Raw genomic sequence first — 12453 nt, 5'->3', positions numbered from 1 at the left:
ATCGCCCGGCTCGGCGGTTACCTCGCCCGCGCCAGCGATCCGCCGCCCGGCAATACCGTCATGTGGCGCGGGCTATCACGCCTCACCGACATCGCGCTGGGCGCCATGGTCGGAGGAGAATTTGTGGGTAATTGAAAGCCTCACCGAACGGTTACGATGAATCCAAACAGACCCTAGTTTGAACTGAATGCAATGCGGATCGAGCAGCAACGATGAGTTGCGAGCCAGTCGCATCAATACATGAGTGGAGCTAAATGGGCGTCCTAACTGCAAGCCAATCGCGGGCTGAAATTCGTTGTCTGATGGCGTCGTCGCGCAGAAATTCTGCGTCAATGCGCCTGCTTTCTCTTGAAGTCGCCCTTAATGCGCGGACAAAATGTTATCCATATACGTCGCCGATAGCAATTGGGAGGTGAAAATGAGGGGACTACAATTCAGCAGGCGAGCTGTGTTGGTTGGAAGTGCCGCTCTGGCGATGCTCAGTGGTGCGGTCTCTACCGCTTGTGCGCAGTCGATCACGGATCGTGTGCTCAAAGAAGGTAAGATCACGATTGGCATCCATAATCGGTCGCCGTGGGGATTCAAGTAGCGCCTCCGGTTTTCATCCGGATTTGGTCAAGGCGGTCCTCGGTCCACTTGGGGTCAAAGTGGTCGACTTCGTCATCGTTGACTGGCAAGCGCTGCTTCCAAGTCTGCTGTCCAAGAGAATTGATGCTGTCGCGACCGGTATGCAAATTACCCCGCAGCGCTGTGAGACCGTGATTTTCAGTAATCCCGATCTTGCTATCAAGGATGGCCTCGCCGTTCGGCCAGGCAACCCTCACAATATTCATAGTCTTACGGACGTGGCGAAAAACCCGGCCCTCCACCTCGGCATTCTTCGCGGTAGCGGCGAAGTAGATCGTGCCGTTAAGGCCGGCGTTCCCAGAGATCGCATTTTCTTGTTTCCGGACTATAGCGCGCTTGTCAGTGCACTGTTGGGTGATAGGATCGAGGGGGTAGTATTACCGCCCGCATCCGTCAGCGAGCTTCTCAAAGATACGAACTTGAAAGGGAAGCTTGAGCGTGCAGTGCCGTACGTTGGATTGGTTGAGAATGGTCGGGAATTTGCCGGCTACCAAGCGGTCGTCTTCAGGCAGGAAGATTCGCAACTGCGCGATCTCTACAATGAAAGCTTAGCAAAGCGGAAAGCTGAAGGATCGGTAAAATCGATAGCGGAAAAATACGGTTTTGCCGAGGGTGACATCGCGCCGAACGACTGGACGGCCAAAGACGTATGCGGCCCCAATTACCGCTAGATGCTGTTGGCAGACCGAATGAGCTTTTTTGAAATCATGCGCCAAATATACCAAGGGTTTGGGGTGACCGCAATGGTCACCCTCCTTGGAATCCTGTACGCAATACCCTTCGCTCTGCTCGCGGGTGTGCTCCAGCACTTCTCAACCGGGTTCTACCGCGGCGTGATTACCGCAGTAATCGAGTTCTGGCGCAGCTCACCGGTCATCGTGCTTCTCTATGCTTTCTACTATGCGCTGCCGGCCTTCGGCATCTATCTCTCCGCGATTGCGGTCGGCGCTATGGTGCTCGGGCTAAATATTGGAAGATATGGTAGCCAATCGGTCCGTGCAGCATTGCAAGCCCTAAATCGCGGGCAGTGTGAAGCTGGGCTGGCGTTGGGGCTGAGCCGCTTTGATGTCCTTCGCTTTGTTGAATTGCCCCAAGCAATCGCGGCAATGATCCCGACATTTATCAACCAGGCGATCCAATTAATCAAAGGAACATCACTGGTCTCGCTGATCACGCTCACGGACATGACTCTCCGTGCCAAAGAAATCGCCGAAACCAGATACGACCCGGTTGGGATCTATTCAGGTCTCCTGCTTGCTTATCTAATTATTTGTTATCCAGTGACCATTTGGGGGCGCCATCTGGAAAGATCTCTCGGAAAAGGACGGCGCCCTCATGAATTTTGATTGTGCTTTCGCCGTGCGAATTGTGCCGTTAGTCTTGCAAGGCGTCGGGAACACAATTCTGGTCACAATCCTCAGTTTCGTTGGTGCAACGGTATTCGGATTCGTCTGGGAGATGCTGAGACGTTCTCATCCTCTCATGCATCCGGCCACCCAATTCATCATCGATGCAATTCGGTCTACACCTCTACTGGTTCAAATTTATTTCCTGTTCTTTGTTCTACCCTGCTACGGCGTAACACTGCCTGCATTGTTCGTAGGCGTGTTCGGCCTAAGTTTCTACTTTTCAGGATATCTGTCCGAGGTCTTCAAAGCGGGGATTGACGCTGTGCCGGCGGGACAAGGTGAGGCTGCTCAAAGCCTTGGACTTAGTCGGCGTGACACTGTGGTGTTTGTGATCGCGCCACAGATGTTGCGCAACATTGCAGCACCACTTGGCGCCTACTCGATTTCCATTCTCAAGTCGACGCCACTCCTCGCTGTGATTGCGGTCCCGGAAATGCAGGGTAGCGCATTTGACGTGGCGTCGGACACTTATCGCTATGCCGAGCCGATGTTTGTAACCGAGATTCTCTTTCTTATCCTGGCCCTGATCGCGGTTGCTTTTGTCACTGGCCTCGAGCGGCGTCTCGGGCTCAGCACGCCGTCCCATTAGAACAGTCGTGTGCGGTCCGTCAGGTTCCGGAAAGTCCACTTTGATCCGGTGCATCAATCAACTTGAGACACATCAAAAAGGGAGAATTGTCGTAAACGGTACGGAACTGCGTCCCGGCATGAAAGGGCTGGAGGAAGTCCGACGTGATGTTGGGATGGGTTTCCAGCAATTCAATCTGTTTCCGCATTTGAGTGTTATCGACAACTGCACTCTGGCATTGATCCGCGCGCGAAAGATGGCGCGCGATGTGGCCGAAGAAATTGCGATGCGAAATCTGCAAAGGGTCCGCATACCCGAGCAGGCAAGAAAATATCCAGCTCAATTGTCAGGTGGTCAACAACAGCGTGTCGCGATCGCTCGCGCGCTTTGCATGAAGCCGAAGATCATGCTGTTCGATGAACCAACGTCGGCGCTTGATCCGGAGATGGTGAAGGAAGTACTCGATGTAGTGACTGGTCTCGCAAACGAAGGAATGACGATGATTTGTGTTACGCACGAAATGGGCTTTGCGCGCGAGGTTGCCGACCGAGTCGTGTTTATGGATGGCGGCGAAATCATTGAGCAAGCAGCGCCGGCCCAATTCTTTGGACATCCAGAGCATGCTCGCACCAAAAAATTTCTTGCTCAACCATTGACCAACAGATTTGAATAAGGACCAGCAGTTAAATGGCTTTCGGTGCAATTGAGCGATCTGCTGCGAGAAAACGTTGGTGTATTACACCTCTGTTCTTTCGCTAATCGTATCAAAGAAAACGGCCCAAGGGCTTCGTTGACCACCGCTGTACGAGACGAGGTCCTCAGCTGAAATATGCACAGCCGTTTGATCGTTTTCGAAACTAGCGAACAGACGAAAATGCATCGGGGCGGTAGCAACCAGCGTATAGTGGAAGGTCTGAAGTAGACTCCGCGCGATCGTTCAGACTTGTGCGCCGTGTCAATTTCGAGTGGGCGGAAGTTCCTGGCAGCGCTTTGAACTCATCTTCGATTGGGTCGAAAACTGATCAATATGGCAACGTCACAGCCGTAAAACCCGGGTTGTGGAGGAAAGCCTTGGGCGCGATCGTTTCCGAGATCGCCCGACGGCATGGGCTGACTTCACAAGAAGTGTTCACTTGGCGCCGGTAGACGCGCCAACTCGCCGTCCCTCAGGCGCATCGCTGCATTCCGCGCGATAGAGAAGGAGACTTCGGAGCTGCAGTGCGGTGGAGCGTTCCTCGTGCGGCAGCAGAAAGCCGACCGCTCGCAATGCCTTTGGGGACTGGCTGCTCACCGAGCACTCTCATCAGGCAAAAGATCAACCTCGCCGACGCGATCGAGCGATTGACTACGCCCTCTCGCACCGGCAGTGGCTGACGCGCTTCATCTATGGCGGCGGCATTCGGACTCGACTAACATGGTCGAACGCTCGAACGCGCTGGTTTCGGCTGCGAACACCGGGTTGTCGTTGGTTCTTGATCGAGACATCCGAGCTCAACGACGTCGACCTTTACTTTTTGCATCCGTCGCCACACTGCCTTGCGGCCGCACTCGCCGGTCAGCTTGCGGCTGATCTTGACGCCGGCCGGCTGCCCGACCTCAACGAGTTGCACGCTTGCGTCGATCCTAATCTCCTAACCTAGCCCGCGCGCCGGTGCATCTCGCGCCGTTCGCTAGCTATGAATGCTCATCGGTATCGCGAGTTCCCCACGAGTATGCCGAGAGTGTTGACGGGCCTCAATCTATTGCGCAACGAATTGCGATCCTGCTATCAAGGTGCTGAGGCCGCAACCTGCCAAGCAGAGCACGAGATCGGCGAATCCGGTTGCCGCGGGATCGAGCGGCAACTCGTCGACGTGTGGGCGCCCACCAGGAAGACGTTCGGCCGCTTCGATTTCGACGCCGTGCCGATGATCTCCAAGGCGTAAGTGACCGCTACCCCCCGCCGGCGACCGCAAACGGCAAGGGGGGCCAATCTGGTCCGGTTTGGCCCGCCCGGCGGCGGCAAGCCACTTGGCGATAGCCGTCGGCTTGATCCTCATCGAGAACGCATGATGCGCTCGTCCCCCCAATCAGGCGCAGAATTCCGGATAAAGCACGCCCTCCTTTGCAGGAATTCCGCTAAAACGTCGTAATATAAGAGACGCGATCCCAGCCGCCCATTAGAACGTATGGGCTATTGTGAGGTGACAACACATGATCGATCCACCTTATGTGGCGGGCGAGCGGCGGTTCGCCTCGGTCAGGCCGGCATTGAAGTTCTACGGTGCGCCAATCGGTATGTTGATGCTTGATCGAATGCCTGGTGCCGGCGTCCGCCCCTATATTCCGGGTGATGCTGGTAATGCCACGACGTGGAGCGTTCCCATTCGCTACAAGACGGTGCCGGGTCTGAATGTGACCAAGATTTTCGGGCCCAACGGCGGGGAAGCTACATCCGCTGTGATTGAGGCAGCAAAAGAACTCGTAGCCGAAGGTGCTCAGATGATTACCTCCCATTGCGGGTACTCGATCCGCTATCACGAAGCGGTCCGCGATGCACTGGACGTACCCGTATTTCTATCGAGCCTTCTCCTCGTCCCATTCCTTGAACACATGATTCCTGGCAACAAGGCGCTTGGGATTATTGCAGCAAGTAAGACTGCACTAACTCAAGACATGTTGAAAGCGGCGGGTTTGCGAGCCAACTTCGGTCGTAAGGTGGTCGTCGCCGGCCTCGAGAACACTCCTGTGTTCGGTCCCACTTGGAACGACGGGACGGGTGACCTAGACGTCAACGGCTGCGAGAAAGACGTTATCGATACCGCGCTGGCTTTACTCAAAGAGCGTCCAGAAGTTGGGATGCTGCTGCTTGAGTGCGGTGACCTGCCGCCTTATGCTCCGTCGGTTCAGCGGGCGACGGGACTTCCGGTTTTCGATTTTACTTCGCTGGTCGAGTTTTTCGTCCGTGGGCTGATACGCAAGCCTTGGACGGGGTTCGTCTGAGGACCACCAATCGGAGTGGGTGGGGTGGGGCTAAGACCTCGATCTCTTGGCCTTCGCTTGTCGGCAAATCAAGCAGTCCGCTTACGGTGCACTACGTCACATCTAAAGCGCAGGCAGCAGCTTCATGAAGCTCCCACGTGAAGAATAGCGCAGGCGCTTACGTGGACACAACATGAGATTGAAAAGGCCGAACTACCGGTCCTTCTTCTTCTCCATCAACCTGAAAGTAATTTATCTCGCAGGATTCGACTTACCATTCGGTGGACCTCCCGGCCTGCAAAAGAGAGATTGCCTGCGGGATAGTGCATAACCGTGCAGCAATGCTCGGCTTAATCTAATTCGGTTCAGCGATTTAAAGGCGCGCTCCACATCAAGTGACAGATATCTTTTGGTGCAACGCCATCGGTACAGCTTCTGGCGTTCTGCGACCCGGGAACTTTGTAACATCAAAGTATTCGAAATAGTTACTCGTTGCATGCCCGGTCCTTATTTCTTCGGAGTTCAAGGAGTGCCTTGGGCAAAAGAGTGGATTGGAACGATGTCATTCGTCGGCGGCACCACCATATGCGGCTACGTCGAACATCGAAGATCCAGCTTCTCCACATATCCTCCTTTCCGGAGCAAGCATTGCACCAGAGGGCTTCAAAAAGATCCCACTCGGCATTTCCCGTCAACTGCTGTCCCCTGATTTTCGCCAAAGGGCCGGGAACAATACTGACCTTGATTCCTGTCTCTTCGGTTCACGGCTCAAGCGCAAACTTGACCAAAGTTTCCTGGTACCTTCCCCAACTCGGGAGCGTTCCGGTCTTCGACCACGCCGAAACGTCCGAACCTTTAAGGATCATTGGCGCAGCAAATGCTCCCGCCGTTCCAGCAAGGAAGCCGCGCCTCGAGACCCCCAGCAGAGACTTGGCATGTAAAGCTTCCTTGATCTCAATCTTACGACGTTGAGAGTACCTAATACTTTGGGAAACACTTCCACCAAATCGGTTTACGGTCCCCGCAAGGTTTGGCTGTTTGATCTTCCCCACGTACATTCAAGGCCGAGCCGGCGAGGAGTCTTGCATCGGGCGCGAACGTTTCGGCGCTGGTGGGATGAGCCCGTCAAATTATTTGGTTGGCGCTCGGTTGCGCTCGGGCGAGATTGAGCGACGTACCGCGGTGGATGGCGGTGTCAGCTCTGAGCCCTCTTAGCGCAGCCGCCGCCGGTCATTGAGATCGACGGTAGCGGCATGCGTGTTCGCGCCTGTGGGCGCGAGGAGCACCTGCGGCTTGTTCTGCGCCGGGTGCGCTCGGCCTGATTCCGACGGCGGTAAATGTTGTCTTGCGAGCCATTTGGCGGAATTCCGCAACGGGATCGATAGTCCGCTGGTGCTGGCGCGATTTTAGGCTCGCATCCATTCGACGGTGGGTTGTACGAAGGCGGGCCCAGGCGACGCCGAGCGGGCGTCGGGAATTGGTCGGATAGATGCAACAGCCTGGCAAAGTAAAGTGTGTAAAAGGAGCCTATGACCAAATCGACCATAGGCTCTGACGCAAATTTCAGATGAATCCCGTGAACGGCTTGCGAACCAGTCCACGCACGAAAAACTCTACCATAGACGTGTAGTCGAAAACGGGGATGCCAGTCGCCCTCTGCACAGCCGCGGAGTAAGGGGGCAAGTCGCCGCATTCCATCAACAGCATCCCGATGTCCGCGCGGTCGTTCACCAAGGCCACCGCGGCATTCACTACGTCTTTTCCTACGGCCTCGACGTCCAGATCGCCGTCGCTCGCAATCCAAGCTTTTGCGAAAGCCGGAGCTTGCTCCAATCCGGCAATGACCACCCTGCGGCCGATGTCGGCTCGAAGCCCCGCTGTCTGCAGCATTTCCTGTGTAAGCACAGACTTGCTTGCCACAACAATGCCGAGTGCCTTGTCTCGGGGAAGCATCCTCTCGAGGAAAGGGGCAAGAAGAAGGCTCGACAAGAACACAGGGACATCCACCGCATCGCGAACTGCTTCTTGATACTGGATCGAGTACCCGCAGTGGCAAGTGATCAGTTGGGCGCCTTCGCGGGCGAGCTCACGGGCAGTCTGGACCACAACCTCTGTCATCTTGCCCGCGTCGGGCGCAAAGATGCCGCTGACATTCAAGCCAGGTATCACCTTGTAGCGCGCGGGAACGCTCCAAGTGCTGGCATTGCCGGTATCTCCTGGTATGAAAGGGCGCCCATCACTTCCCATGCGTTCCATCATCAGGACGCCGAGCGGTGCACCGTTGAACGGTAACCGCGGCCAGCGCTTGCCTCGGGGGGGAGAAGGGATATCGATCATGCGGAACCTCGATCAAGTAGCACCCACTCTTCCGATGGGCAGACAGCAGTCTATGGCGCCGCTGCAGCGAGAATCGGGCTAATTCCCTGTCGAATTTGATGAAATTCGGCGAGGGAGAACGCCGCGTCAATGAATTCTGGCTTAGCCGCTTCAGTCGTGGTTGACCAGCAACTAGCGTGTCATGCTGCTCAACGACTTCGCGCCGGCGCCGGTTACGCGAACCGTTTCACTGAAGATGCAGCCGTCGTTCTTTTCGTAGTGCCAATAAGAAGGTGGAATGTCATGTCCGGCTGGATGATGGTGAAGTGGACCCCACGCGTGGGACCATGGGACCGGTTTGTTAATTGGATTCTCGGCCGCTCCGATCTCCTGATATCACGGTGCGAACAGCGCTGTCTGCTGCTATTGTTGCGGCTGTGGGCATGTGGGCAACGCTGAGCGTTGCCCAAGCGCAGCTTCATGTCCACAGCCGTATCGACGGGTCCGTTAATGCCCTCTGGACAAGCCGCCATCGGCGCGCGATGACTGAGCGCCTGATGCGGGCGACGGGTGTTGTACAACGAGGTTTGAGAACGCCCACAGGACCGTTCTTCGCGAGGTTCTTTATCGATATCATCCTTGGTTTGGTTGCCGAGTTTGCGTTCATGGGGCCGTCGACAAGGCTGGCGATGTCGCCTTCCGCTGCACGCTGGATGGATCGCAAGCAGATCGTTGGCTGGAGGTTCCAGCATGGATGTTCGAGCGAACGGCATGCCCTGAGGCGGAGCTTTTGGCAGCTCAGCCATTTGTCAGCATAACCGCACTTGCAGCGCTTTCTGCGCTTCTCGATCTGGTGTTGATGGATCGAACGCCATCAGCTGCCCTGCTTTCTAGCGCATCCAGAGCCTCTCACGACCAGAATCGGGGAGAGACCCATGTCACGGCAGACGGCAATGCCAGGGAGCGGATACCGACACAATCGACAACCGCGGCCGCAGATGGATCTGTTCGGGAGCGGCCTGCCGAACGGCGCCATCGGCGCGCCAGCATGGCCGGAGTTGCCGGCGGAAGCCCGGGCGGCCCTCACAAGCCTGATGACGCAGTTGATCCTCGACCATGCTGCGATGACAGCGACGCCGCCCGCGAAGGGGGTCGATCATGATCTCTGACAAGGTCAGGCCTCATCATCTGGAGCGTAAGGCGATTCTTTACGTGCGCCAATCCTCAGCACATCAGGTGTTGCACAATCGCGAGAGCAGCGCATTGCAATACGCCATGCGGGACCGGCTGACGGCACTCGGGTGGTCAGAGATCGAAGTGATCGATGATGATCTCGGTAGTTCAGCCGCCGGCGGCGTGCAACGCGCCGGTTTCGAGCGAATGGTAGCGGAGGTTTGCCTCGGTAAGGTTGGTGCGGTTTGCGCCCGCGAGGTCTCGCGCTTCGCCCGCAACAGCCGGGATTGGCAGCAACTCATCGAGATGTGCCGCGTGGTCGATACGGTTCTGGTCGATCAGGAGACCATCTATGCGCCGAGGCACGGCAACGACCGCCTGCTGCTCGGGCTCAAGGGCAGCCTCAACGAGTACGAACTGGAGTTGTTGCGCCAACGCTCGCTCTCAGCCCGCTACGAGAAGGCGCGCCGGGGCGAGTTGGTTGTGGCGGCGCCCGTCGGCTTCGTGAAGGCCGGCGACCGTTATGAGAAAGATCCGGATCGGCGTGTCCAGGAAGCGATCAAGCTGGTGTTCGACAAGGTCGAGGAACTGGGCAGCGCGCGACAGGCGCTCTGCTGGCTCCACGAGTACAATCTCGATCTACCAGTGAAGCAGTCCAACGGCGACACAGCCTGGCGGCGACCGAGTTACTCCGCCATCCACCGGATCATTGAGAACCCGGTCTACGGCGGCGCCTATGCCTATGGTAAGACGGCTGTGGCGGCGGGATACAGCGCCGGGGGCGTGAGCGTGAAGATCCGCCGCAAGACGCGGAACGAATGGCTGGCGCTGAAGCCCAACACCCACGACGGGTATGTGAGCTGGGAGAGGTTCGAGGCGATCCGCACCATGGTCAGCAGCAACGTTCCCACCGGTCGGCATCACGGCGCACCCAAGCATGGTGACGCGCTGCTGGCCGGTTTGATCCGGTGCAAGCGCTGCGGCCGCAAGCTCACACTCCGGTACTCCGGCATGAGGCACCATATCCCACGCTACAGCTGCAGCCGCGCCTGGATGGACAATGGCGGTCCTCACTGCATCGCCTTCGGCGGATTGCGTGTCGATGATGCAATCGAGGAAGCACTGCTTGGCGTCGTCGGTCCGGGCGCTATCGCCGCTGCAACCGCTGCCGCCGAAGGAGCCAGGGAACGGCGGGATTAGGTGCGCGATGCGCTCAGTCGCGACCTCGAGGCGGCGCGCTATGCCGCCGACCGGGCTTTCCGGCAATACGATGCCGCTGACCCCGCGAACCGGTTGATGGCGAGTGAGCTGGAAGCGCGCTGGAACAGGGCACTCGCTCACGCGGCGGAGGTCGAGGGCAAGATCGCCATGCATGATGCGGCGACGCCTGCACCCATTGCTGATCCAGCTTCGCTCGGCGTACTGGCCTCGAACCTCAAAACGGTCTGGGATGCGCCGACGACGGATGCTCGCCTCAAGAAGCGCATTGTACGCACCCTCGTCCATGAGGTCGTGGCCGATATAGACGACGCGGCGTCCGAGATCGTTCTCATCGTCCACTGGGTGGGTGGCGCTCACAGCGAGTTGCGCTTGCCCAAGCGCCGGCGCGGACAGCGCAACAGCACTTCCGCCGATATTATCCAAGCCGTGCGTCAACTGGTGCTGATCGCCAGCGACAATCTGATTGCCGGCCTCCTCAACCGAAACGGCCTCAAGACGGGCAACGGCAATCGCTGGACCCGCGAGCGCGTCACATCAATGCGCTCGAGCTACCACCTCCCGGTGTTCAAGCCCGCCGATGACGGGATCGAACCCTGGCTCAACCTTAGCAACGCCGCAAAGCTCCTGAAGATCGCGCCCAAGACGCTCCGGCTGGCCGCTGAAGCCGGCGAAATCGAAGCCTTCCATCCGCTATCGGACGGCCCGTGGATCTTCGCCCGCGCCTCGCTGATAACAACTGCCGCTCAATCTATCGCCGAACGAGCGCGACAGAACCCAAGATACCCCACGGGATCGCATCCCAATCAGCAAAGTCTCTTCTCTTCAACAACATAGACAGATGGGTGTTCTGATGCGCGGTTGTAGAGGGCGATCCAGGCGGCGATGCCGGCGCGGGCGTCGCGGCCGTCGGCGTAGCCTTTGAGGTAGACGTCCTCGTGCTTGAGCGAGCGCCACAGCCGCTCGATGAACGCGTTGTCCATCCAGCGGCCGCGGCCGTCCATCGAGATGCGCACGTTGGCCATCAGCGCGCCGGTGAAGGCTGCGCTGGTGAACCGGCTGCCCTGGTCGGTGTTGAAGATCTCCGGCCGCACGAAGCGGACAAAGGCTTCCTGCAGCGCATCGACGCAGAAGGACACGTCCATCGTGTTCGATAGCCGCGACGCCAGCACCGCCCGGCTCGCCCAGTCCATGATCGCCACGATATAAAGGACGCCGGCGGCCGATCGGAAATGGAGTAAGAAGCGCATAAGCGCTTCTTACTCCCCGAACCGCACGGGCACCTTTCAGCGCATACGGCTCTCCGTTCAGGTCTGGCCCATGGCCATTGCGACATCCTGATATCGCGAGGTGATGGTTTTCCTGGGTCCACCCTGAAGATGTAGGGATTGCTTCCAGGTTTCTCCATCGGAACTGCTCCTTTGGACTCGATACCAATCAGTGCAATGCTTTTCCGACACGATGGCCTCGTTCACTGACCCTGTGGACAAACCAGGTCTTAGCCTGCCCAGCGACTGGTGCTCAATACCAGCTCCGCATCAATGGTTTGATGCGGCTCCGATACTTTCTCGCCAGCCAGTGCGCCATTTTCCAGAACACGACGTGATCGACGTGCGGAAACTGGTCGCAGTGAAGTCCGTGTACTTGTAGAAGGCCGCCCAGCCCCCCAATTGGCGGTTCAGGCGGTCCACCATATCGACCTTGGCAAGATCATGGCTACAGAGAGGACCTTCGACAGTCTGTGCACGAATGCCTTGGTCTTCTCTTCGGGTATGGTCCTAACGACCGCCATCCGCCCCTTGATCCCCGCTTGCGAATGATCCGATGCCCCAGAAAGACGAAGCCATCATTGACGTGGATGATATGGGTTTTGTCCATATTCAACGTCAACTTCAGCTTACCTTCCAGAAAGGCCCGGCACTCCTCGCGGATGGCCTCGGCATGGGCCTTCGTCCTTTGACGATGACGACAAAGTCATCGGCATAGCGACAACAGGCTACGGCAGGTTTCCACTCGCGGTTCTCTCGAACCGTGATCGGACGCCCCTGTTGAAATGCCGAAGTTCCACGCCCAACGATCCTCCCTCGCTTTCTTGTTTAGGTATTTCGCCTCCAGCCAGCAATCAAACTCATGGAGCATGATGTTGGATAGGAGCGGCGACAGGGCTCCCTGAACGCAAAA

12 protein-coding genes and 3 pseudogenes are annotated in these 12453 nt (G+C 57.5%); 12 read left to right on the top strand and 3 right to left on the bottom strand.

Features of this window, described 5'->3' with window-relative positions; genetic code table 11:
* Positions 1 to 551 precede the first annotated feature (551 nt).
* From FXV83_RS40585 to FXV83_RS40555, 7 genes and pseudogenes are all read left to right on the top strand, one after another.
* Positions 552 to 1298: a transporter substrate-binding domain-containing protein gene (locus tag FXV83_RS40585; protein ID WP_187436521.1), complete on the top strand. Its 747-nt coding sequence runs from the start codon at positions 552 to 554 to the stop codon at positions 1296 to 1298.
* 18 nt (positions 1299 to 1316) lie between these two features.
* Positions 1317 to 1973 carry an amino acid ABC transporter permease gene (locus tag FXV83_RS40580; protein WP_148745635.1) on the top strand — a complete coding sequence of 219 codons (657 nt, stop codon included), beginning with the start codon at positions 1317 to 1319 and terminating at the stop codon, positions 1971 to 1973.
* Positions 1963 to 2625: an amino acid ABC transporter permease gene (locus tag FXV83_RS40575; RefSeq protein ID WP_148745634.1), complete on the top strand. Its 663-nt coding sequence runs from the start codon at positions 1963 to 1965 to the stop codon at positions 2623 to 2625. The genes FXV83_RS40580 and FXV83_RS40575 overlap by 11 nt, the downstream gene beginning before the upstream one ends.
* Positions 2624 to 3277 (top strand): annotated as a pseudogene (locus FXV83_RS40570) (amino acid ABC transporter ATP-binding protein); the annotation flags it as partial. The gene FXV83_RS40575 and the pseudogene FXV83_RS40570, both read left to right, overlap by 2 nt.
* Positions 3278 to 3827: 550 nt before the next feature.
* Positions 3828 to 4244, top strand: a complete 417-nt coding sequence (locus tag FXV83_RS40565; protein ID WP_148745632.1) for a hypothetical protein — start codon at positions 3828 to 3830, stop codon at positions 4242 to 4244.
* 102 nt (positions 4245 to 4346) lie between these two features.
* On the top strand, positions 4347 to 4529 hold the full coding sequence (locus tag FXV83_RS45060) for a hypothetical protein (RefSeq protein WP_148745631.1): 183 nt from the start codon (positions 4347 to 4349) through the stop codon (positions 4527 to 4529).
* 268 nt (positions 4530 to 4797) lie between these two features.
* A complete protein-coding gene (locus FXV83_RS40555; RefSeq protein WP_148745630.1) occupies positions 4798 to 5586 on the top strand; it encodes an AroM family protein in 789 nt (262 codons plus the stop codon).
* A gap of 1542 nt (positions 5587 to 7128) precedes the next feature.
* Here FXV83_RS40555 and FXV83_RS40550 read toward each other — a convergent pair.
* Positions 7129 to 7902, bottom strand: a complete 774-nt coding sequence (locus FXV83_RS40550) for an AroM family protein (RefSeq protein ID WP_148745629.1) — start codon at positions 7900 to 7902, stop codon at positions 7129 to 7131.
* Between the two features lie 380 nt (positions 7903 to 8282).
* On the opposite strand from FXV83_RS40550, the gene FXV83_RS40545 reads away from it, so the two are divergent.
* The 4 genes from FXV83_RS40545 (at position 8283) to FXV83_RS44690 (ending at position 11109) form a co-directional block, all read left to right on the top strand.
* Positions 8283 to 8699 carry a hypothetical protein gene (locus tag FXV83_RS40545; RefSeq protein ID WP_148745628.1) on the top strand — a complete coding sequence of 139 codons (417 nt, stop codon included), beginning with the start codon at positions 8283 to 8285 and terminating at the stop codon, positions 8697 to 8699.
* Between the two features lie 180 nt (positions 8700 to 8879).
* Positions 8880 to 9050: a hypothetical protein gene (locus tag FXV83_RS43430; protein ID WP_187436520.1), complete on the top strand. Its 171-nt coding sequence runs from the start codon at positions 8880 to 8882 to the stop codon at positions 9048 to 9050.
* On the top strand, positions 9040 to 10254 hold the full coding sequence (locus tag FXV83_RS44695) for a recombinase family protein (RefSeq protein WP_235940595.1): 1215 nt from the start codon (positions 9040 to 9042) through the stop codon (positions 10252 to 10254). Before FXV83_RS43430 ends, FXV83_RS44695 begins: the two co-directional genes overlap by 11 nt.
* Positions 10255 to 11109, top strand: a complete 855-nt coding sequence (locus tag FXV83_RS44690) for a hypothetical protein (RefSeq protein WP_235940594.1) — start codon at positions 10255 to 10257, stop codon at positions 11107 to 11109. It begins immediately after the preceding gene.
* Here the strand turns inward: FXV83_RS44690 and FXV83_RS40535 are convergent.
* Positions 11079 to 11489 (bottom strand): annotated as a pseudogene (locus tag FXV83_RS40535) (transposase); the annotation flags it as partial. The gene FXV83_RS44690 and the pseudogene FXV83_RS40535 sit on opposite strands and share 31 nt — an antisense overlap.
* Before the next feature lie 607 nt (positions 11490 to 12096).
* Between FXV83_RS40535 and FXV83_RS44685 the strand changes: the two are divergent.
* The gene (locus FXV83_RS44685) at positions 12097 to 12258 is read left to right on the top strand and encodes a hypothetical protein (protein ID WP_187436518.1); all 162 of its coding nucleotides are present in this window, start codon (positions 12097 to 12099) and stop codon (positions 12256 to 12258) included.
* Here FXV83_RS44685 and FXV83_RS44680 read toward each other — a convergent pair.
* A pseudogene (locus tag FXV83_RS44680) lies at positions 12247 to 12453 on the bottom strand (hypothetical protein); the annotation flags it as partial. The gene FXV83_RS44685 and the pseudogene FXV83_RS44680 sit on opposite strands and share 12 nt — an antisense overlap.

Source organism: Bradyrhizobium hipponense (genome assembly GCF_008123965.1).
GTDB classification, from domain to species: domain Bacteria; phylum Pseudomonadota; class Alphaproteobacteria; order Rhizobiales; family Xanthobacteraceae; genus Bradyrhizobium; species Bradyrhizobium hipponense.
Note: the sequence above shows the minus strand (reverse complement) of the source record. Positions and strands in the feature narration are given on the sequence as shown.